Annotated in this window: 18 protein-coding genes; 6 read left to right on the top strand and 12 right to left on the bottom strand. The window is 74.2% G+C overall.

Annotated elements, in window-relative coordinates; all coding sequences use genetic code 11:
* Position 1 precedes the first annotated feature (1 nt).
* Complete coding sequence (locus tag ACIBIW_RS24540; protein WP_399339151.1) at positions 2 to 991, bottom strand: YhfZ family protein; 990 nt, start codon at positions 989 to 991, stop codon at positions 2 to 4.
* 60 nt (positions 992 to 1,051) lie between these two features.
* Positions 1,052 to 1,900 carry a class I fructose-bisphosphate aldolase gene (locus tag ACIBIW_RS24535; RefSeq protein ID WP_399339150.1) on the bottom strand — a complete coding sequence of 283 codons (849 nt, stop codon included), beginning with the start codon at positions 1,898 to 1,900 and terminating at the stop codon, positions 1,052 to 1,054.
* A 166-nt stretch (positions 1,901 to 2,066) separates the two neighbouring features.
* Here ACIBIW_RS24535 and ACIBIW_RS24530 point away from each other — a divergent pair, with 166 nt between their 5' ends.
* The 5 genes from ACIBIW_RS24530 (at position 2,067) to ACIBIW_RS24510 (ending at position 7,879) form a co-directional block, all read left to right on the top strand.
* Entirely contained in the window at positions 2,067 to 3,473 is a 1,407-nt protein-coding gene (locus ACIBIW_RS24530; protein ID WP_399339149.1) for an FAD-binding oxidoreductase, read from the top strand.
* Between the two features lie 67 nt (positions 3,474 to 3,540).
* Positions 3,541 to 4,905, top strand: a complete 1,365-nt coding sequence (locus tag ACIBIW_RS24525) for an FGGY family carbohydrate kinase (RefSeq protein ID WP_399339148.1) — start codon at positions 3,541 to 3,543, stop codon at positions 4,903 to 4,905.
* Entirely contained in the window at positions 4,902 to 5,882 is a 981-nt protein-coding gene (locus tag ACIBIW_RS24520) for a 1-phosphofructokinase family hexose kinase (RefSeq protein WP_399339147.1), read from the top strand. The genes ACIBIW_RS24525 and ACIBIW_RS24520 overlap by 4 nt, the downstream gene beginning before the upstream one ends.
* A 77-nt stretch (positions 5,883 to 5,959) precedes the next feature.
* The gene (locus ACIBIW_RS24515) at positions 5,960 to 7,381 is read left to right on the top strand and encodes a sugar porter family MFS transporter (RefSeq protein WP_399339146.1); all 1,422 of its coding nucleotides are present in this window, start codon (positions 5,960 to 5,962) and stop codon (positions 7,379 to 7,381) included.
* A gap of 117 nt (positions 7,382 to 7,498) precedes the next feature.
* Complete coding sequence (locus ACIBIW_RS24510; RefSeq protein WP_399339145.1) at positions 7,499 to 7,879, top strand: VOC family protein; 381 nt, start codon at positions 7,499 to 7,501, stop codon at positions 7,877 to 7,879.
* Between the two features lie 21 nt (positions 7,880 to 7,900).
* Here the strand turns inward: ACIBIW_RS24510 and ACIBIW_RS24505 are convergent, their stop codons facing one another.
* The 10 genes from ACIBIW_RS24505 to ACIBIW_RS24460 all read right to left on the bottom strand — a co-directional run bounded on the left by ACIBIW_RS24505 (position 7,901) and on the right by ACIBIW_RS24460 (position 19,593).
* Positions 7,901 to 9,226, bottom strand: coding sequence for an FAD-dependent oxidoreductase (locus ACIBIW_RS24505; protein ID WP_399339144.1), 1,326 nt, complete (start codon positions 9,224 to 9,226; stop codon positions 7,901 to 7,903).
* A 138-nt stretch (positions 9,227 to 9,364) separates the two neighbouring features.
* Positions 9,365 to 10,639, bottom strand: a complete 1,275-nt coding sequence (locus tag ACIBIW_RS24500) for a polysaccharide lyase family 1 protein (protein ID WP_399339213.1) — start codon at positions 10,637 to 10,639, stop codon at positions 9,365 to 9,367.
* Between the two features lie 94 nt (positions 10,640 to 10,733).
* A complete protein-coding gene (locus ACIBIW_RS24495; protein WP_399339143.1) occupies positions 10,734 to 12,095 on the bottom strand; it encodes an ABC transporter substrate-binding protein in 1,362 nt (453 codons plus the stop codon).
* Positions 12,096 to 12,123: 28 nt separating this feature from the next.
* Positions 12,124 to 13,032 (bottom strand): PmoA family protein, encoded by a 909-nt coding sequence (locus tag ACIBIW_RS24490; protein WP_399339142.1) that lies wholly within the window; start codon positions 13,030 to 13,032, stop codon positions 12,124 to 12,126.
* Positions 13,029 to 14,222: a Gfo/Idh/MocA family protein gene (locus tag ACIBIW_RS24485; RefSeq protein WP_399339141.1), complete on the bottom strand. Its 1,194-nt coding sequence runs from the start codon at positions 14,220 to 14,222 to the stop codon at positions 13,029 to 13,031. Before ACIBIW_RS24485 ends, ACIBIW_RS24490 begins: the two co-directional genes overlap by 4 nt.
* Positions 14,219 to 15,121, bottom strand: coding sequence for a carbohydrate ABC transporter permease (locus ACIBIW_RS24480; protein ID WP_399339140.1), 903 nt, complete (start codon positions 15,119 to 15,121; stop codon positions 14,219 to 14,221). Before ACIBIW_RS24480 ends, ACIBIW_RS24485 begins: the two co-directional genes overlap by 4 nt.
* Entirely contained in the window at positions 15,118 to 16,068 is a 951-nt protein-coding gene (locus tag ACIBIW_RS24475) for a carbohydrate ABC transporter permease (protein WP_399339139.1), read from the bottom strand. Before ACIBIW_RS24475 ends, ACIBIW_RS24480 begins: the two co-directional genes overlap by 4 nt.
* Before the next feature lie 98 nt (positions 16,069 to 16,166).
* On the bottom strand, positions 16,167 to 17,927 hold the full coding sequence (gene araD, locus ACIBIW_RS24470) for an L-arabinonate dehydratase (RefSeq protein ID WP_399339138.1): 1,761 nt from the start codon (positions 17,925 to 17,927) through the stop codon (positions 16,167 to 16,169).
* Complete coding sequence (locus ACIBIW_RS24465; protein WP_399339137.1) at positions 17,924 to 18,838, bottom strand: dihydrodipicolinate synthase family protein; 915 nt, start codon at positions 18,836 to 18,838, stop codon at positions 17,924 to 17,926. The genes araD and ACIBIW_RS24465 overlap by 4 nt, the downstream gene beginning before the upstream one ends.
* Positions 18,835 to 19,593 carry a GntR family transcriptional regulator gene (locus ACIBIW_RS24460; protein WP_399339136.1) on the bottom strand — a complete coding sequence of 253 codons (759 nt, stop codon included), beginning with the start codon at positions 19,591 to 19,593 and terminating at the stop codon, positions 18,835 to 18,837. Before ACIBIW_RS24460 ends, ACIBIW_RS24465 begins: the two co-directional genes overlap by 4 nt.
* Before the next feature lie 508 nt (positions 19,594 to 20,101).
* On the opposite strand from ACIBIW_RS24460, the gene ACIBIW_RS24455 reads away from it, so the two are divergent.
* Positions 20,102 to 21,079, top strand: coding sequence for a polysaccharide lyase family 1 protein (locus ACIBIW_RS24455; protein ID WP_399339135.1), 978 nt, complete (start codon positions 20,102 to 20,104; stop codon positions 21,077 to 21,079).
* The last annotated feature ends 42 nt before the right edge of the window (positions 21,080 to 21,121 follow it).

Here is a 21,121-nt window from a genome sequence, read left to right as displayed (position 1 = left end):
CTCAGCGTGCCGTGGTGTCGAGGCGCAGCCGCAGCGGGTCGGGCAGCGGAGCGAGCGCCGCGAGACTGCCGCCGGCCGGCAGGGCGGCGAGGGCGCCCTGCCCCGCGGCGCGCTCCAGCAGGACGCCGGGGATGCTGTCCGCGGTGGCGACGACCACGGCGGGGGAGATCGCGTCGGCGAGGGCCAGCGCCTCGGGGCGGGTCAGCGGGGACACCGCGAGCCCCGCGGCGTCGAGCGGGATGAGGGAGTCGACGGTGTGCCAGACACCGGCGTCGATCTCGCCGAGCAGCACGGCCCGCGGCACGTGCGTGAAGTCGGTCTCGACGTATTCGGCGGTGCCCGGCGGGAACTGCGCCCGGGTCAGCCGCTGGTGGTCGTCGGAGCGCGGGTCGATGCCGATACGGGGGCGCCCGCCCGCGGCGGGGGGCGCGGCGGCGCGGCGGACCACGGCGAGGCTGCCGGGCGCGTAGTAGCTCCCGGTGGCGAGGCGCAGCGCGCGGTGCCCGGCGCGGGCGCCGTCGCCGAGGAGGTCGGCGGCGGCCCCGGCGGACATCAGGGTGAGGTCGGCACGGCCCTCGCCGAGTGCGCGCAGCCGGGGCTCGGCGCCGCGCAGATGGCCGACGGTGGTGAGGGCGCCGACCCCGGTGAAGACGTCCGCGACGCCGAGCGCGACGCGCAGGGACTCGGGGGGCGCGTTCGGCGGGAGCAGCAGGTGCACGGGGGCGAGCCGGGCCGCGGTCCACAGCAGCGCGGTGTCCGACTCGGTGATGAACGTGCCCTGGTGGCCGCGGGCGACCAGGGACAGCGCCCCGTCGGCCCGTAGCCGCCGCAGCGCCTTCTGCACGGTTCCCGAGCCGACCGCCAGGGCCTCCTGGTAGTGCACGGTGGTCGGCAGCCGGCCCCCGACGCCGAGCCTGAGCGCGTCCCTGGCGATCGCCTGGGCCGGGTCCTGGCCGGTGTGTTCGGTCGTCGTGGGGGCGGTGTCTGCCATCGGTCTCGCGGTGCTTTCGGGGTCCGTGGGTGTGCGGTGCGCGCCCGGGGGCGCCGCCGGTCAGCCGAGGTACTGCTCCGCCCCGGCGGCCGACACCCCATCATGGACGATCGCGTTCAGGCCGGACAACACGCCCTCGGGCTCGTCCGCCCTGAAGACGCGGCGGCCGAACATGACGCCTCCGCCGCCCGCGGCGACGGCGCGCTCGGCCAGTTCGAAGGTGCCGCGGGCGTCGTCGCCGCCGGGGCCGCCCGCGAGCAGCACGGGCACATAGGTGGCCTCGGTGACCTCGGCGAACGCCTCGGCCGAGCCGGGCCACAGGGCCTTGACCAGGTCGGCGCCGATGTCGGCGGCGATCCGGCAGTAGGTGGCCATCACCCGCGCCGACAGCGCCTCGGGGTCGTCGCCTTCGAGGGCCGAGCGCGGCTCGACGATCAGGCCGAGGCCGAGGCGCTCGCAGTCGCGGGCGACACGGGCGTTGCGCTCGACCTCGGCGCGCTCCAGCGCGGTGTCGCGCTGGCCGACGTAGAGGTAGGTCATGACGGCGTCGACCCCGGCGGCGGCGACCGCCTCCAGGTCGGAGAGCTGGGCGAGCACGCCCTCCGCGCGCCGGTCGGTGCCGGGGGTGTAGACCGCGCGTGCGTGGTTCTTCCAGTCCAGATGGAGGATCAGCCCTGGCCGGTCGCGTCCGGTGAACGTGTCCTCCACGAACGGGACCATGCCGGGCGTCACCATGACGCCGTCGGCCCCGCGCAGCCGGGCGAGGACGGAGCGCATCTGGGCCATGGTGCGCAGCCCCGCGGGCGGTCCGCTCATGACGCCGTGGGAGGCCGCGACCACCACGGCGCGGTGGGTCTCGGGCCTGACCAGGCGCCCCAGGCGGATCTTCTTGCCGGTTCGTGCGTCCATGAGGAGAACTCCAATATGCAGCTTGCAGAGAATTGCATTTTGAGATTAGGATTCCGCACGGCGGCTGTCAATCGAGCCGCCCCGGCCCGGCCGCCCCGTCCCCCGCGCGGCCCCCGCGGTGCCCGTCACGCGGCCGCCGGACCCGTGCGACACAGGAGCAGCCCCCATGGCAGACCACTCCCCCGTCCCGACCGCCCTCGCCGTGCTGTCGGACCGGCTCGGCGCCGGTGCCGTACGCACCGACGACGCGGCCCTCGACCGGTCGAGCCACGACTCCTGGCCGCTGTCGGCCAAGCTCGACCGGCTCGGCCGCCACGAGCACAGGGCGCAGGCGGTCGTCACCGCCGGCTCGGAGGACGACGTCCGTACGGTGCTCGCGGTGGCCGCCGACCACGACGTGCCGGTCACGGTGCGGGCGCTCGGCTCCTCGGTCACGGGACAGCCGCTGCCGGTACGGGGCGGGATCGTGCTGGACGTGTCGGCGCTGCCCGACACCTGCGCGGTGGACACCGAGGACCTGACCGTCACGGTGTCGGCCGGCTACCACGGCGGCGCCCTGGAGACGGAGCTGAACGCCCGGGGGCTCACCCTCGGCCACTCGCCGCAGTCGCTGCACCGCTCCAGCGTCGGCGGCTGGCTCGCCACGCTCGCCACCGGCCAGTTCTCCTCGTACTACGGCGGGATAGAGGACCTGGTCACCGGCTACACGGTGATCCTCGCGACCGGGGAGACGCTGCGCCTGAGCGCGTCGCCGCGCGCGGCCATGGGGCCCGACCTGCGGCAGCTCTTCCTCGGCTCCGAGGGCACCCTCGGCGTCATCACCTCCGTCACCCTGAAGGTGTTCCCGCTGCCCGAGACGCGGCTGCTGGAGACCTGGGCGGTGCCGTCGGTCGCGGCGGGTGTGGCCGTGCTGCGCGCGCAGGCTGCGGCCGGTCTGCGGCCCTTCCTGCTGCGTCTTTACGACACCGCGGAGGCCCGGCACGTGCTCCAGGACCCCGGGATCGAGGGCCCGGTGCTGTTCACCGGGGTCCAGGGCCCGCGGCGGATGGCGGAGGCGGAGGCCGCGGTGCTCGCGGACATCGTGGCGGAGCACGGCGGGCGCCCGCTCGGCCCGGAGGGGGCGCGGACATGGATGGAGCGCCGCTTCGACTTCTCCGGTGTGGAGAACCTGCTCGCCACCGACGGCGGCTGGGCGGAGACCATCGAGGTGGCCCACACCTGGCGCGGGGTCGTGCCGCTGTACGAGGCGCTGCGCGAGGCGCTGGCGCCGCTGGCCGACGAGGTCTTCGGACACTTCTCCCACGTCTACACCCAGGGCACCTCGCTCTACCTCATCCTGCGCGGCAGCGCGCGGGACGACACCGCGGCGGTGGCCGCCCTTGAGGAGGTGTGGGCCACCGCGATGCGGGTGGCGCTCGCCCACGGCGCGGAGCTGTCCCACCACCACGGCGGCGGCCTCGCCCGCTCCCCGTACACCCGGCGCTCCCTGGGCGCCTCGCACCTGCTGCTGCGGCGGCTGAAGAACGCGCTCGACCCGGACGGTGTCCTCAACCCGGGCAAGCTCGGCCTCTGAAGCACCCGCGAAGCCCCCTTCTCGCGCCCCCCCCGCTCCCGCACTCCACGAGGAAGGCCAAGGAACGATGTGGTTTCTCGGCATCGACATCGGCACCACCCATCTGAAGGTGGCGGGCCTCACCGAGGACGGCACCCCGCTGCCCGCCGACCGGGTCCGCACCCCCACCACCACCTCGGGCGGCCTGGTGTTCCACGACGCCGAGGCGGTGTGGCGGCGCGCCCGTGACCTCGCCGCCCGGTACGCGGCCACCACCGCGGCACCGCACGGGCCGCTGGGCGGCGCCGCGGTGGCCTCCTTCGGGCAGGAGGAGTCGGTGGCCCTCGACCGGGCCGGGCGGATGCTGCACCCGTCGCTCGGCTGGTGGCAGACCCTTCCCGGCAGCTCCCTCGACGACGCCACCGCCGCACTGCTCGACTCGTACGGGCACTACCGGGTCTCGGGCATCAGGCACCGCGCGGACCAGACCCCCGAGCGGACCGCGCACCTGCGGCGCACCGAGCCCGGGGTGTGGCGGTCCACCGCGCGCTGGGCCGACTTCTGCACCGTCGTCACCCACCGGCTGACCGGCGAGTGGACGGCCGCGTCCTCGCAGATCACGCACAGCCAGTGCTTCGACGTCGACACGCTCGCCCCCGACGGGCCCACGCTGGAGCTGCTGGGACTCGACCCGGGGCTGTTCGCGCCCGTGCTGCCGACCGGCGCGGACGCGGGCGCCCTGCGGCCGCGGGCGCTGCCCGGAGTGGCGCTCGCGCCCGGGGCGCGCGCCGTGGTCGGCGGGCACGACCAGGTGGTCGCGGCGCGCGGGGTGGGCGCGGTGAGCGGGGCACGCGCCTTCGACTCCATCGGCACCTCCGAGTACCTGATGGTGACCACGGACGTCCGCACACCGGGGCGCCGCTCCCATGAGCTGGGGCTCGACCACGAGCGGTCCTGGACGCCCGACGGCTTCGTACTGGGCCGCCCCGTGCCGTCGGGACAGGTGGTGCGGCTGCTCGCCGACCTGCTGTGCGGCGGCGACTTCGACGCCCTCTTCGCCGCGCTGGCCGACGCGCCGGGGGACCCGCTGCCCTCGCTCACGGTGGCGCTCGGCCCCGGCGGCAGCGGCGGCCTGCTCGACCTCGGGGGGCTCACCGCGGGGGCGCACCCCGGGGACGTGGCGCGCCGCTGCCTCGACCTGCTCGCGGACACCGCGGGCGGCGCCCTCGCGGAGATGTGCGCGGTCGCCGGGGTGGAGCCCGGGCGGATCGCGCTGATGGGGTCGCTGTTCCGGCGCCCCGAGATGGCGGCGCACCGCGGCGCCCGGTGGAGGCTGCCGCTGTATGTGAGCCCGGACGCGGAGCCGGTGGCGCACGGGGCGGCGTCCGTCGCCAGGGACGCGCTGCTCGACGGCGCGGGGCCGGGCCCGGCACGCGGAGAGGACGTCTCATGACCGTCGCCATCGCCTCGGTGAACAGCGCCGTGGAACGGCTGCTCGTGGTCGCGGGACACCGGCCCGGCGCCGTGCACCGCCTGGTGGGGGACGCGACCCTGGCGGGCGGCAAGGGCGTCAACGTCGCCCGGGTGCTGGCCACGCTGCGCGCCGGGGGCCCGTACGACGTGCTCGGGAGCGCGCGGACGCACGCCGCGCCCGGGCCGCTGCTGTTCGGTTTCCGCGGCGGCGCCACCGGCAGGCTCTTCGCTGAGCTGCTCGCGGCCGAGGCGCTGCCCGCCGCGCTGGTGGAGACGGCGGGCGCGACCCGGGTCAACGAGGTGCTCGTCGACCGCAGCGACCCGGCGGGCGCCACCGTGTACAACGCCGTCGGCGACCCCGTCACCGCCGCCGAACTCGCGCTCCTCGACGAGGCGTTCGAGTCGGCGCTGGACGGCGCGGAGGCGCTGGTGTGCACCGGCAGCACCCAGCCGGGGGTGCCGGAGGACCAGTACGCGCGCTGGATCGTACGGGCCCGGGAGCGGGGCGTGCCCAGCGTGCTGGACGCGCACGGACCGGCGCTGCGGGCGGGCGCCGCCGCGGGACCCGACGTCGTCAAGGTGAACGCCGAGGAGTTGGCGGGACTCGCCGGGCCGCCGCCGGGGCCCGACCCGCACACGGTGGCGCGCGGCTGGCTGGCGGCCGGGTCCCGCTGCGTGATCATCACCGACGGCGCGACCCCCGCGGTCGCTCTGACCCGCGAGGCCCGCTACGAGGTGGTACCGCCCGCGGTGGCGGCGCGCAGCGGGGTGGGCTCGGGCGACGCGTTCCTCGCGGGCCTGGTGCACAGCATGCTCGGCGCTCCCGGCGGCGGCTGGGAGCGGCATCTGCGGGCGGCCGCGGCGTGCGGCGCGTCGAACGCGGCGGGCGAGCGGGCGGGGCTCTCCCCCGACGCCCCGCCCGCGGCGCTGCTCGCCCGGGTGGAGGTGCGCTCGTGACCGCCGCGGGGCGCCGCGGACCCGCGCACGGCCCGGCGACACAGCACAGCCACGACAGGGAACCGACGGAGGTCGTCATGGACAGCGGCAGCGCCCGGCAGGGCTCGGGACACATGAGGAACGTCATCCTCATCACCTTCGTCACCGCCGTCGGCGGTTTCCTGTTCGGCTTCGACAACGGCGCCATCTCGGGCTCCGCGGGCTTCATCCAGGACCGCTTCGGCCTCGGGGCCGGAGGCCTGGGCTGGGTGACGTCGAGCATCATCGTGGGCTGTATCGCCGGGGTGGTGATCGCGGGACGGCTCAGCGACGTGGTGGGCCGCAAGAAGGTGATGCTCGCGACGGCGGCGGTGTTCGTGGTCGGCGCCGTCGGCGAGGGGCTCGCGCCCAGCGCCGACTGGCTGGTCGCCGCGCGCATCCTGGTGGGGATCGGCATCGGCACCGAGACCACCATCGCGCCGCTGTACATAGCCGAGGTGGCGCCGCCGTCCAGGCGCGGCCGGCTGGTCTCCTACAACCAGCTCTTCAACACCATCGGCAACCTGGTGGTGTTCAGCATCAGCGCCCTCATCACCCGGGCGCACAGCGACGCGTGGAACACCAGCGACGGCTGGCGCTACACCTTCGCGATGGGTGTCGTGCCCGCGGTGGCGTTCTTCCTCCTGCTCTTCCTGGTGCCGGAGAGCCCGCGCTGGCTGGTCAGGCGGGGGCGCAGGGACGAGGGCCTGGCGGTGCTGCGGCGCATCACACCGACGCCGTCGGCCGCGGAGCGGGGGCTCGCGGAGATCGAGGCGGCGCTGCGGGAGCGCAGCGCGGGGCTGCGGGACCTGTGGACGCCGCGGCTGCGCAGGACACTCGCCATCGGCTTCGGCGTGGCCCTGTTCCAGCAGATCACCGGCATCAACGCGATCTTCTACTACGCCCCCGAGGTGTTCAAGTCCGCGGGTGTCGGCTCGGACGACGCCATCGCGAGCACGGTACTGATCGGGGTGGTGCTGGTGGCGGCGACGCTGCTGTCGATGTGGCTGATCGACCGGGTGGGCCGCAGGTCGCTGCTGCTGGTGGGGGCGAGCGCGATGACGGTGCTGCTGGCCTGCACGGGCCTGGTGTTCCGGGCGGAGCATCCGAACGGGCCGCTGCTGCTCGCGCTGATACTCGGCTACGTGGCGTTCTTCGCGGTGTCCTTCGGCACGGTCACGTACGTCATCATCTCGGAGATCTTCCCGACCCGGGTGCGGGGTGTGGCGGCGTCGGTGGCGACGTTCGCGCTGTGGGGCGGGAACTATCTGGTGTCGCAGTTCTTCCCGGTGCTGGTGTCGGACATCGGCTCCTCGGCGACGTTCCTCATCTTCGCGGGCGTCTCCCTCGCGGCCCTCGCGTTCACGGTGGTGCTGGTGCCCGAGACCAAGGGCAGGTCGCTCGAAGAGGTCGAGCGGCAGTTGTACGGGGGCACGGCGCCCGGGCCCGTCGAGGAGGCCGGGACGGCGCACCGCCACTGAGGCCGCGCGCCCCGGCGAGCACGCCGGGGCGCGGCCGATGAGTCCTGGGCCGTGCCCCGGTCCCCCCTTCGTGAGGCGCGGCGGCGGGCCGCGCACCCGTGCGGGAAGGGGCAGGCGATGTTCGGCAGGAGCAAGGCGTTCAGCGGCTTCTCGGTGGACGACACCGAGCGGGCCAGGCGGTTCTACGGGGAGACCCTGGGCCTCGACGTCACCGAGGAGAACGGGATGCTCACCCTGCGGCTCGCGGACGGCGCCGCCGTGCTGGTGTACCCGAAGGGGGAGCAGCACGCCCCGGCGTCGTTCACGGTGCTGAACTTCCCGGTGGACGACATCGAGGCGGCGGTGGACGAGCTGGTGCGGCGCGGGGTGCGGATGGCGCGGTACCCGGGGATGCCCGCGGACGAGCGCGGCATCATGCGGGAGGCCGGCCCCTTTATCGCGTGGTTCACCGACCCCGCGGGCAATGTGCTGTCGGTGCTCCAGGACCGGCCCGCCTGAGCGGCCGCCCGGGAGCGCGGGCTATCCGCCGAGGCAGACCGCGAGCATCCGGGCGGTGTCGGCGATCTTGACGGTGGGGGCGCCGCGTTCGGAGCCGAGTGCGGCCTCGTGCGCCTCAAGGCGCTTCCAGGCGGCCCAGTCGACCACCCGTACGGAGGCGGCGGCCAGCTCCGCGGGGAGCGCGGCGGGGTCCAGGACGGCGCGGTGCGGCAGCCCCGGCAGGTCGGCGAGGAGGGACTTCACGGTGGCCGCCGAGTCGGACTTGTTGGTGCCGATCACCCCGGACGGGCCGCGCTTGAGCCAGCCGGTGACGTAACTGCCCGGCAGCGGGGCCCCGTTGGCGTCGAGGACCCGGCCCTCCGCGCTGGGCACGAGGGCGCGCTCGGGGTCGAAGGGCAGTCCCGGCAGGGCGGTTGACCGGTAGCCAATGGCGCGGACCACGAATCCGGCGTCCAGGATGCGGCGTTCGGGGGGAGCGCCGGGTCCGGTACGGGTCTCGACGACGGCCTGGGCGACGCGCCCCGCGCCGCGCAGTGCGACGGGCCGTGACCAGAAGTGGAGGTGGATACGGCGCGGGCGCCCCTCGGGGGGTCTCGCGGACCACTCCAGGAGGCGGGCGAGGTTGGCCCTGGCGGCCGGCTTGTCGGCCCGCTCGGGGTCGATGCCCTCCAGTTGGCGTGGGTCGACGACGACGTCGGCGCCCGCGAGTTCGCCGAGTTCGCGCAGTTCCACGACGCTGAACCTGGCGTCGGCGGGACCCCTGCGGGCGAGGAGGTGGATGTCGGTGACCTTGCTCGCGGCGAGAGTGTCGAGGACGGTCGCGGGCATGTCGGTGCCGGTGAGTTCGCCGTCGCGTTTGGCGAGGATGCGGACGACGTCGAGCGCGACGTTGCCCGCGCCGACGACGACGGCCGTGGTGGTGTCGGCGGGCAGCGCGGGGCCACCGGCGTGCGGGTGCCCCGAGTACCAGGAGACGAACTCGGCGGCACCGACACTGCCCGCCAACTCCTCCCCCGGGATGCCGAGTTCGCGGTCGCGGCGGGCGCCGGTGGCGTACACCACGGCGTCGTAGTGCGCGTGCAGCCGGGGTACGGAGAGGTCGCCGCCGACGTGCACGTTGCCGAGGAAGCGGACGCCCGGGGCCTCCATGACGCGCTGGAGGACGCGGGTGACGGACTTCGTCCTGGCGTGGTCGGGCGCCACTCCGTACCGTACGAGGCCGTAGGGCGCGGGCAGCATCTCCAGGACGTCGACACCGCCCGCGAACTTCTGGGCGCCCAGCGCCTGGGCCACGTACAGGCCCGAGGGCCCGGCACCGACGATCGCCACACGGCGCTCTTCGCTCACAGCACTCCACCTCGACTCACGGGGTCCACGAAAGGGCCGGTGCCATCGTGGAGGCCGGGGCTTAAGCCCTCCTTGTCGCGCGGCGGGAGCCGGGGCGGGTGCGGGGCCGGCCCCAGGAGCAGGGCCGGCCCCTGGCGGTCAGCGCAGCCGGTCGGCCCCGGCGCCCCCGTCCACCACGTGGGGAACCCGTGCGGGCGCGTCGACCCCGGTGCGCAGGGCCGGCCTCCAGCCCGCGCCGCCGGTCAGGGGGGCGTCGGGGAAGGCGGCGTTGTGGGCGGCGACCAGGTCCACCGGGGCGCCGTTGACCAGGTTGTGCCGGGTGGTGACGGGGGCTTCGCTCCACTTCATGAGGATGGTGCCCGGGTCGGTGCCCGCGGGCAGGGTGAAGGCGTTCTTCTCCGCGTAGAGCGCGGACTCGGCGCCGATGCCGAAGCTGTAGCCGTAGTCGGCGTCCGCCACGTAGTGGTTGTCGTAGGTGTCGACCCGGCCGAACCTGACGCGGGGCGCGCGCTCGACGAGGTGGGAGAAGAGGTTGTGGTGGACGGTGACGCGGAGCCTGCCGCGGTCGGTGTCCCCCGCCCCGTCGCTGTTGCCGATCATGAAGGTCTTGTCGTGCTCGGTGAAGACGTTCCAGGAGACGGTGACCAGGTCGGCGCCCCTGACGATGTCGAGTTCGCCGTCGTGCCGCTGGTAGCGGCGGCCGAAGTAGCTGGGCAGGGTGGAGTCGGGGTGGGCGCCGTCGGTGAAGGTGTCGTGGTCGATCCAGACGTGGGTGGAGCCGGTGGCCACGGCGCTGTCGTACTCGGAGTTCCAGTTGCCGGTGTCGCCGTCGGTGGGGTCCCACTGCGGGAAGCAGTCCAGCGGGCTCTCCAGGGTGAGGCCGCGCAGGATGACGTTGTCGACGTCCTTGATCTGGAGCGAGGCACCGGTGAACCCGGCGCCGTGACCGGCGCCGACGACGGTGGTGTTGGCGGGGATCTCGGTCTCGACGGCCGCGGCCTGGGCGTGGGCCGACTCGGCCCTGAGGTCCTCCTGTTCGCCGCTGACGGGCTCGGAGTAGCCCCAGACGGCGGGGTCGTAGTCGGCGAGGTACTGGTCGAGGCGGTAGCCGGGCGCGGCGAAGTCGTCGCAGGTGCCTGCCCCCGAGTCGATGGTGCCGTGCACTCTGACGATCTTCGGGGTGTCGCCGCCGTCGGCGAGGGCCGCCCTGAACCCAGCCCAGGTGGACACGTCGTAGACATGGGCGGGATCGGCGTCGGCACCGCCGGTGGTGCCGCCGTCGGCGGAGCCCCAGCCGTCGTGCTCGGCGAGGGCGGCGCGGTCGGGGGCCCGGCCGTGGGGGGCGGTGTGGGCGGCCGCGGCGGCGGTGGCGGCGAGCAGCAGGGCGGCGCAGCCCGCGGCGGCGGTCAGCAGGCGCCTCCCGCGGTGTGCGGCGGGAGGCGCCTGGGGCCGTGCGGGTGGGGCGGGGTGTGCGGAGGGGGTGGTCACGGTGCGGCTCCTCGGGGTGTCAGCCGTGCTGTTCCTGCCATTCGGCCTGGGCCTTGTCGAGCTGGTCGGCGAGGGTGCCGAGGAAGTCCTTCACGGACATCCGGCCGAGCAGCACCTTCTGGAACGCGGGCTCGTTGTCGGCCTTGCTGATGGTGTTCCAGTCCGGCAGGTAGTACGGCAGTTGGACGATCCTGACGGTGCCGTCGTCGAGCGCGTCGGCGGCGAGCCTGGTGGCCTCGGCCTGCTGTATCCAGGAGTCCTGCGCGGCCTCGGTGTTGGCGGGGAGGGAGCCCGCGGACTCGTTCCAGGCGCTGTTGGACTCGTGGGAGGCGGCGAACTCGATGAACTTCCAGGCGGCGGCCTTGTTCTTGCCCGACTTGAACAGGCCGAGGCCGTCGACGGGGTTGGACACCTGGACGCGGGTGCCGTCGTCGAGGGTGGGGTTGGGCAGCCCGCGGAACTTGCCGGCGCCGAGCGCCGCCAGGTGGTCCTGGTAGGAGCCGAGGTTGTGGCTCAGCATGCCGATGCGGCCGCTGTCCCACTGGGCGACCATCTTCTTGAAGTCGTTGTTGACGTCGGCGGACGGGGTGTCCTTCTTGTAGAGCGCGACATAGCGTTCCAGGGCCTTCACGTTGGCGGGGTCGTCGACGGTGGTGCTGCCGTCGCGCCAGAAGTCGGTGATGCCGGACTGCCCGTACATGGCGTCGAGGGCGGGGGCGATGGAGCCCTCGCCGCCGCGGATGGTGAAGCCGAAGGCGTTGGAGCCGGGGTCGCTGAGGGCGTCGGCGGCCTTGTAGAACTTCGACCAGGTGGTGGGCGGTTCGAGCCCGGCGGCCTTGAAGAGGTCGGTGCGGTACCAGAGGGTGCCGCTGTTGGCGGAGGTCGGCAGCGAGTACAGCCTGTCGCCGCCGCCCGCCGCGCGGACGCTGTCCAGCATCGCCTTGCTGAGCTGGCCGTTCAGGGGACTGTCGGCGAGCCGGTCGTCGAGGGGTTCGAGGGCGTCCTGGACGGCGATCTCGGCGAGGGTGGCGGTACCGACGCCGCCGACGTCGGGCAGGCCGCCGCCCTGGATGGCGGTGTCGTACTTGGACTGGGCGCTCTCCGCGGGCACGCCCACGTACGCGACGTGGATGTCCGGGTTCGCGGCCTCGAAGTCCTTGATGATCTTCTTCCAGACGTCGGTGCGCACCCCGCCGTTGTTGTCCCAGAAGGTGAGGTGGCCCTTGCCCTTGCCTTCGGCGCCCTTGTCGCCCGCGCCGCCGCTGCCGTCGTCGCCGCAGCCGGCGGTGAGCGCGCAGAGGGCGGTCAGGGCGAGTGCGAGGGCGGCGCCGCGGGCTCTGCGGGCGTACGGCGGCCGGGTCCTGCCCGGTGCTCTGTTCATGGTCGGCCTTCTTCCTCCGGCGGGGTGCTCATGACGGTGGTGCGGTACGGGCCCCGGGCACGGCCGGGTCCGCGGGCAGGGCGGCGAGCGCGGCGCGCACCAGGGCGGCCAGTTCGCCCGCGGGCGGGCGGCCGTCGGTGACGACGGTCAGGACGCGGCGGCGGGCCGCGGCGCCCGGCGCCAGTTCGAGGCGCCGCTCGCGGGCGAGCGAGGAGCCGACGCCCGGGTAGTGGGCGGCGCGTACGAACCAGGCGTCGGCGAGGGTGTCGCGGGACGCGGCGGCGAAGGTGAGGGTCCAGCCGTCGCCCGCGAGGGCGAGCCAGGGGGCGCGGCTGCCGCTCACCGCCGCCTCGCCCCGCGCGGTGGGGGTGAACACGTCGGGCGCGGCGGCGGCCCTGGGGGCGCGCCAGAAGAAGCCTCCGTAGGCGGCGCCGCGGCGGCCGTTGGTGTGGGAGCTGCCGAGGGAGAGCGGGGCGCCGGCGGTGTTGGTGAGGGTGAAGCCGAGGCCGAGCGCCCAGGAGCGGGCGTCGAGGGGGAGGGCGGTGAGGGTGCGTTCCTCGCGCAGGAGCCTGCGCCCCTCGGCGGTGTGCCAGTCGAGGAGTTCGGTGAAGCCGCCGGGGGTGCGGGCGGTGAAGGCGCGGTGGAGCTGGGTGCCGTGGTTGGCGAGGTGGGTGGGTCCGGTTGCGGGGACGTAGGTGCTGCCGCCCCAGAAGTTGTGGCCCGCGACGTCGGCGAGGGCGACGCAGGCGCCGAGGTGGTGGGGGTGGTCGTCGGGCAGGGCTTCGGTGACGACGGTGCCGCCGAGGGTGCGTACCGGGTGGAGGTAGGGGCGGGGTGCGAGGCGGGGGTCGGCGGGGCCCTCGGTCTCGTAGCGGGCGACGGCGCGTCCGCGCGCGTACACGTCGACGGGGCCGGTGGGCAGGGGGGTGCGGGTCACGGTGTCACCGCCCCGGTGGCGTGTGCCCATCGCGCGCCGCGCTCGGAGAACAGGCCGAGGGTGTCCGCGCAGGTGTCGACCAGGGCGTCGATGCCGGGCACGATGCGCCGGGGGGCGTGCTGGCCCGGGCCGTGGTGCCAGGCGGTGGGCGGCAGCGGGGTGGGCTCGGGGGCGCGTCTGACGGCCTCGACGACGCGCATGAACGCCCCGGTGGCGGCGGGCGGCACCAGCAGCGGGGTTCCTGTGGTGAGGTGGGCGAGCAGGTTCTCCAGCAGGTCCGTCCTGGTGTGGCCGGTCTCCTGGGGGCCGTGTCCCGCGCGCTGGAGGAGGACCCGGTCCTGCTTGTACCAGAAGGTGACGCGGCCGTGGCTGCCGGAGACGACGACATACGGCTCGCCGGGCCGCTCGGCGCAGAGGGTGGCGGCGACGGTGGTGCGGAGGCCGCCCGTGGTGGTGATCCGTACGCAGGAGGTGTCGTCTGCCTCGATGGGGTTGGCGCGGAACAGTTCGGTCTCGACCCGGGCGACGTCGTCGCCGCGGCCGCTGCCGCCGAGGGCGAGGGCGGTGGCGACGGCGTGCGCGAGGGGGTTGGTCAGGACGCCGTCGACGACGTCGGCGCCGTCGAGGCGGCGCCGCCCTGCCCAGGGGGCGCGCCGGTAGTACGCCTCGTCCCTGGCCCAGGCGCCCGCGGCGCCGACGCCGGTGACCTCGCCGATGGCGCCGTCCGCGACGAGGTGGCGGATGGCGGGGACGGCGGCGGAGCCGAGCGACTGGAAGCCGATCTGGCAGGCGACACCCGAGGCGGCGACGGCGTCGGTGATGCGCAGGAAGTCGGCGTAGGAGGGTGCGGGCGGCTTCTCCAGGAGGAGGTGGACGCCCCGGTCGGTGGCGGTGCGGGCGAGGCGGGCGTGGGTGTGGATGGGGGTGCAGAGCACGGCGGCCACCGCGCCCGTGCTGTCCAGGAGGGCGCCGAGGTCGGGGGACTGCTCGACCCGGTCGAAGCCGCGCAGTTCGGCGGGTGAGAGCGGGGTGAGGTCGCAGACTCCGGCGAGTCTCGCAAGGCCGGCGCGCTGGAGTCTGCGCAAGTTGGCCAGGTGCCAGTGGCCGTGTCCCCGGCCGCCCGCGAGCACCACGGGCAGCGGTCCGTGGCCCGGGCGGCGCGGTGCGGCGCCGGTGCGGTGCGGCGTCATCCCTTCACCGCTCCCGCGCTGAAGCCGGTGACCAGCCACCGCTGGATGAACGCGAACACCAGCACCACGGGTACGGCCGCCACGACACCGCCCGCGGCGAGCGCGCCGAGGTCGACGCTGTCGGCGCTCATCAGGGTGGCGAGGCCGACCGGGATGGTCTGCTTGTCCTGCGCGGACAGGAACATCAGGGCGAACAGGAAGTGGTTCCAACTGTGCACGAAGGCGAAGGAGCCGGTGGCGACGAGCCCGGGGCGCAGCAGCGGCAGCACGACCACCCGGAAGGCGGTGAGGCGTCCGCAGCCGTCGACCCAGGCGGCCTCCTCCAGGGCCTGCGGCACGTTCCGGATGAAGCCGCTGAGCAGCATCATGGACAGCGGCAGTTGGAAGACGGTCTCGGCGACGATCACACTGCCCAGCGAGTTGATCATCCGGAGCTGGGCGAAGATCTGGAAGAGCGGCACCAGCATCAGGGCGCCGGGGATGAACTGGGAGCAGAGCAGGCCCAGCATGAAGGCGCTCCTGCCGCGGAAGCGGAAGCGGGCGAGCGCGTAGCCGCCCGCGAGCGCGACCACGGTGGTCATGACGAGTGAGCACACCCCGACGACGGCGCTGTTGGCGAAGAAGGTGGCGAAGCCGCGCTCGGTCCACACCTTGGCGAAGTGCGCGCCGGTCATCGGCCAGGGCAGCAGCGAGGTGGACCCGGTGGGCCGCACCGCGAAGAGCAGCATCCAGTAGAACGGGACGAGGGTGAACAGGAGGTAGAGGCCGAGCGGCAGGTGGATCTGCCAGCGCGGGGGCCGGTCCCAGGGCCTGCGGCGGCCGCGGGGCGGCGCGGTGGGCGGTACGGGGGATGCGGGAGCGCTCCCAGGGGGCGCTGCCACGGCGGGGCTCGTCGTCATGGCCGGTCACCTCCGAACTTGCTCAGCCGCAGGTAGAGCAGGGAGCAGAAGAGCAGCACCACGAAGGCGACGGTGGTGAGCGCGGAGGCGTAGCCGAAGTCGTGGGAGTCGACGGCGATGGACGCGATCCGCAGCGGCAGGGTGGTGGTCTCGCCCGCGGGTCCGCCGCCGGTGAGGGTGTAGAGGAGGTCCACGTTGTTGAACTCCCACACCCCGCGCAGCAGGGTGGACAGCACGATGGCGTGCTTGAGGTGGGGCAGGGTGATGTGCAGGAACTGCCGCGCCCTTCCGGCGCCGTCCATCTGCGCGGCCTCGTACAGGTCCTTCGGCACGGACTGGAGGTCGGCGAGGAGCAGAATGGCGAAGAACGGCACGCCGCGCCAGAGTTCGGCGACGACCACCGCGGGAAAGACGGTCCCGGTGTCGGAGAGCCAGGAGGTGCCGTACGAGCCCGCGCCGAGGTCGGCGAGGTAACGGGTCACCCCCGTCTGGGAGTTGTAGAGCAGCAGCCAGATGGTGGAGGTGAGGACGCCGGAGACGGCCCAGGGCGAGAAGACGAGGGCGCGGGCGAGGGCGCGGCCCGCGAAGGTCTGGTTGACGATGAGGGCGAGGCCGAGGCCGAGCAGCAGTTGCAGCGCGATCTGGACGCCGACCCACTGGAAGGTGAAGCCGACGGAGGGCCAGAAGTCGGGGTCGTCGGTGAACGCGGTGACGAAGTTGTCGAGCCCCGCGAAGCCGTTGCGCCAGGGTTTGGTGGGGTTGTCGTTGCGCAGGCTGGTGGAGAGGACGCTGAGCACCGGGTAGGCGATGAAGCCCAGCATCAGCAGGGCGGCGGGCGCGAGCAGCAGGTACGGCAGCCTCCGGGGTGCGGTGGGGCCGCGGCGCCCGGGTGGCGCGGGGGGTCTCCCGCGCGGCGGTGGCGGCGCCACCGCTGCGGTCTCGGCCATCGTTGCTCCGTTCTGGGGGCGGTCGGGCAGGGCTCGTCGCGGCGGCACCCCTGGTGGGCGGGTGCGCCGGGAGTCGGCGGGGTCGGCCGGGGCGGCGGTCAGCCCGGGTAGGGGTCGGGCACGCTGCCGGGGCGGGAGAGGAAGCCGAAGTCGCAGCCGGTGTCGGCCTGGGTGATCTCGCGCTGGTAGAGGGCGCCGTAGCCGCGCTCGTGGCGTTCGGGCGGCGGGGTCCAGGCGGCGCGGCGGCGGTCCCTCTCGGCGTCGGGGATGTCGAGGGTGAGGGTGCGGGCGGCGACGTCGAGGGTGATCGGGTCGCCGGTGCGCACCAGGGCGAGCGGGCCCCCGACATGGGACTCGGGTGCCACGTGCAGCACACAGGTGCCGTACGAGGTGCCGCTCATCCGGGCGTCGGAGATCCGCACCATGTCGCGTACGCCCTTCTTCAGGAGGTAGTCGGGGAGCGGGAGCATGCCGTACTCGGGCATGCCGGGGCCGCCGCGCGGTCCCGAGCCGCGCAGCACCAGGACGTGGTCGGGGGTGATGCCGAGTGCGGGGTCGTCGATGGTGCGGGTGAGCTGGCGGTAGTCGTCGAAGACGACGGCGGGTCCGGTGTGCCGCAGCAGGGCGGGGTCGGCGGCGATGTGCTTGATGACGGCGCCGTCGGGGCAGAGGTTGCCGCGCAGCACGGCGATGCCGCCCTCGGCGGCGAGAGGTTCTGAGCGGGTCCTGATCACGTCGTCGTCGTGGACGAGGGCGCCGTGGAGCTGCTCGCGCAGGCTGGTGTGGGCGACGGTGGGGCGGTCGAGGTGGAGCAGGTCGGTGATGCGGGAGAGGAGCCCCGGCAGGCCGCCGGCGAAGTAGAAGTCCTCCATCAGGTAAGGGCCGCCGCCGGGGCGGATGTTGGCGAGGACGGGCACGGTGCGGGCGGCGCGGTCGAAGTCGTCCAGGGTGAGGGTGACACCGGCCCGGCCCGCCATGGCGATGAGGTGGATGACGGCGTTGGTGGAGCCGCCGAGGGCGAGCACGGTGGTGACGGCGTCCTCGAAGGCCGCGCGGGTGAGGATATGACGGGGCGTCAGTCCCTCGCGCACCAGGCCGACGGCGCGGATGCCGGAGGCCGCCGCCATCCGCTCGTGCCCCGAGTCGACGGCGGGGACGGAGGAGGCGCCGGGCAGCGTCATACCCAGGGCCTCGGCGGCGGCGGTGAGGGTGGAGGCGGTGCCCATGGTCATGCAGTGGCCGGGCGAGCGGGCCAACCCGGCCTCCAGCTCGGAGAGTTCGGTGTCGCCGATGAGACCGGCCCTGCGGTCGTCCCAGTACTTCCACATGTCGGTGCCCGAGCCCAGCACCTCGCCGCGCCAGTGCCCCGGCAGCATCGGGCCCGCGGGCACGAACAGGGCGGGCAGCCCGGCGGAGGCGGCGCCCATCAGCAGCGCGGGGGTGGACTTGTCGCAGCCGCCCATCAGCACCGCGCCGTCCACCGGGTAGGACCGCAGCAGCTCCTCGGTCTCCATGGCGAGCAGGTTGCGGTAGAGCATGGGGGTGGGTTTCTGGAAGGTCTCCGAGAGGGTGGCCACGGGGAACTCCAGCGGGAACCCGCCGGCCTGCCACACCCCGCGCTTGACGGCCTGGGCGCGCTCGCGCAGGTGGGAGTGGCAGGGGTTGATGTCGGACCAGGTGTTGAGGACGGCGATCACGGGTTTGCCCTGATGCTCGTCCGGCAGGTAGCCGAGCTGGCGGGTGCGGGCGTTGTGGCTGAAGGAGCGCACTCCCGGGCCGCGGTACCACTGGTCGCTGCGGAGCGCGGGCGGTGCGGTGTCGGTGCCCGGCGGCCCTTCGGGGGGCGGGGTGGTGGTCATCGGGGCGCCCCCGCGGTCCACCGGGCGGCGATGGCGGCGACCTCGGCCCGTTCCGCTTCCGGCAGTTCGCTGCTCGGGGGGCGTACGGTGCGTCCGCACAGGCCGAGCGCGGCCAGCGCCTCCTTGACGACGGTGACGTTGTGCGCGGAGGCGTCGGCGGAGCGCAGCTCCTCGAAGCGGCGGATCTGCTCCCACACCTTCATCGCGCGGGGGTGGTCGCCGTCCCGCAGCGCCGCGAGCATCCCGAGCGAGAGGGCGGGTGCCACGTTGACGAGGCCCGAGGTGAAGCCGGTGGCTCCGGCGGAGAAGTAGGAGGGCGCGTAGGGCTCGGCGAGTCCCGCCACCCAGACGAACCGGTCGAGGCCGGCGTCCCTGGCGAAGCCGGCGAACCTGGCGGCGTCGGGGACCGCGTACTTCACCCCGATCACGTTGGGGCACTGTGCGCCGAGTTCGGCGAGGCGGTGTCCTGGCAGCCGCTCGGAGCGCACGTAGGGCACCACGCCGAGGCCGGGCACCGCCTCGGCGATGGCGCGGTGGTAGTCGACCCAGCCACGGGCCGAGACGTAGGGGTGGACGGGCTGGTGCACCATCACCAGGGCGGCGCCCGCCTGTTCGGCGTGGCGGGCGGCGGCGACGGCGGTGGGCACGTCGTGTCCCACACCGGCGATGACGGTGGCCCTGCCGTCGGCCTCCGCGGTGGTCAGCTCGGTGACGGCGGCGCGTTCCGCGGGTGAGAGGGCGTAGAACTCCCCGGTGTTGCCGTTCGGGGTGAGGGTGCGCACGCCCGCGTCGAGCAGCCGCCGCAGCAGGGCGCGGTGGGCGGCGGTGTCGAGGGCGCCGTCGGGGGTGAACGGCGTCACGGGGATCGCCACCACCTCGGCGAGCGCCGTGCGCAGGGTGTCGAACGTCATGGACTGCCGCCCTTTCCTGGGGACTTGCGGGGTCTCGCGGCGCGGGAAGCGGTGGGCCCTGCGGTGTCGGGTGCCGCGCGGGCCGGGGGTGTGCCGGTGTCCTTCGGGGGTGCGGCGGGGGCGCCGGGCGGGTAGGCGCGCGCGACGAACCCGGCCACGTGGTCGTGGAGGGCGGCGGCGGCGCCGTCCGCGTCCCCGGCGGCGGCCAGGGACAGTATCCGGCGGTGTTCGCGTGCCTCGCGCTCCCAGGACGCCTCGGCGGCCCAGGCGGCGACGGCGACCAGGGCGGCCTGGTCGCGCAGTTCGTCGAGGGTCCTGGCCAGCAGCGGGTTGCCGCAGGGGGTGTAGAGGGCGCGGTGGAAGTCCCGGTTGGCGAGGGAGCGTTCCGCGGTGTCGGTGGCGGCGTCGGAGCGCGCGAGGGCGTCGCGTGCGGCGTCGAGCGGGGCCCCGGCGCGCACCGTGCGGCGCACCGCCTCGGGTTCGAGGAGCAGCCGCACGTCGTACACCTCCCGTGCCATCTGCGCGTCCACCGTGCGCACCGTGACCCCCCGGTACTCGCTCACCACCACGAGCCCGGTGCCCGCGAGGGTCTTCAGGGCCTCGCGGACGGGCGTCTTGGACACCCCGAATCCGGCGGCGAGTTCGCTCTCCACCAGGGCCTGCCCCGGGCTGAGCCGCCCGGTCAGGATGCGGTGCTTGATCTCTTCGAGCACCACCTGGGTGCGGGAGGGTATCGGCGTCGGAACGGAGGTCATGGGCCCCTCGGGTCGTGCGGGTTCATGTCTCATATATGACGTACGAAGTGACGCGTCGACGGTAGGAGCGGGCCCCCCGCCGGTCAATGCCCCGGGCCGCGCGGGCCGGTCGATTCGACGCGCGGACGTCCGTCAGGGGGCCGGAATGCGCCCCGTCACCCCTGCTCGGACGGCAGGTGAGGAGATCCGGGGGCGGTGCGGGGCGGGCCTGCGGGGGCACCCGGGGAGCGCGCCATAGTCCACACCGGGACCGGCATCGTCCACACGGGCCGCTCTAGCATCGCTGGGGCGGGACACCGGCGAGCGGCGGCCACAGGCGCCGGACCGGGTGTCGGGGCGGCGCGAGGGACGTGCCCGTGCGCGTCCGCGCTCTCCCGCCGCTTCTGCTCTCCGACACGGCCGGGCCGTGCGCGCCCGACCGTTCAACGCCCGCGTTTCCCCCCGTACCTTCCGGGTCCCCGGACGCCCAGGGCGCCCGGCTCCCCTCCCCCATGAACGGAGTTTTGTCATGCGCAGGACGAGCGCTCAGTTCCGGATCGCGGGTGTCGCGGCGGCCACCGTCGCCGCCGTGACCCTCGGCACCTTCGCGGCCACCAGCGGTTCCGCCGCGCCCCGTACCACCACCGCCGACTCCCCCGGCCTCGCGGCGGGACCGATCGGCTTCGGCGCCGCCACCACGGGCGGCGCGGGCGGCGACACCGTCACCGTCTCCGACGCGTCCGCCTTCGAGGACGCCGTACAGAGCGACGGGCCGCTCATCGTGCAGGTGAACGGCACCATCGACCTGGACGACATGACCAAGGTGGCCTCCGACAAGACCGTCGTCGGCGTGGGCACCTCGGGACGGATCACCGGCAGCGGCCTCAACGTCAGCGAGGTCGACAACGTCATCATCCAGAACCTCACGCTCACCGGTTCCGACGACGACGCGATCAACGTCCAGTACTCCACGAACGTGTGGATCGACCACAACGACGTCTCCGACACCTACGACGGCGGCATCGACATCAAGCGCGCCTCCGACAACGTCACCGTGTCCTGGAACCGCGCGCACGACCAGGACAAGAACATGCTCCTCGGGCACAGCGACGACAACGGCGGCGAGGACATCGGCAAGCTGCACGTCACCTACGACCACAACTGGTTCGACGGCACCGTGCAGCGCAACCCCCGGGTCCGCTTCGGCAACCCGGTCCACGTGCTCAACAACTACTACAGCGACGTGAGCAGTTACGGCGTCGCGTCCACCGAGGACGCCGGAGTCCGCGTCGAGGGCAACTACTTCGAGAACGTCGAGGACCCCTTCCACCTCGGTGAGGACAAGTCGGGCCCCGGCTCGCTGGTGGCCGTCGACAACTACTTCGTCGACTCGGGCGAGGGCGAGACCGGCGGCTCCGTCGCCGACATCCCGTACTCCTACACCGTCGACGACCCGCAGCAGGTCAAGTCGATCGTGACCTCGGGGGCGGGCGTCGGCAAGATCTGACCCCGGCCGCGGGACCGGGGGTGCGGTCCGGGCAGGGCGGCC

The organism is Streptomyces sp. NPDC050560 (genome assembly GCF_044457285.1).
Lineage (GTDB): Bacteria > Actinomycetota > Actinomycetes > Streptomycetales > Streptomycetaceae > Streptomyces.
The sequence above is the reverse complement of the archived record's forward strand: the minus strand, read 5'-3'. Positions and strand labels throughout refer to the sequence as shown.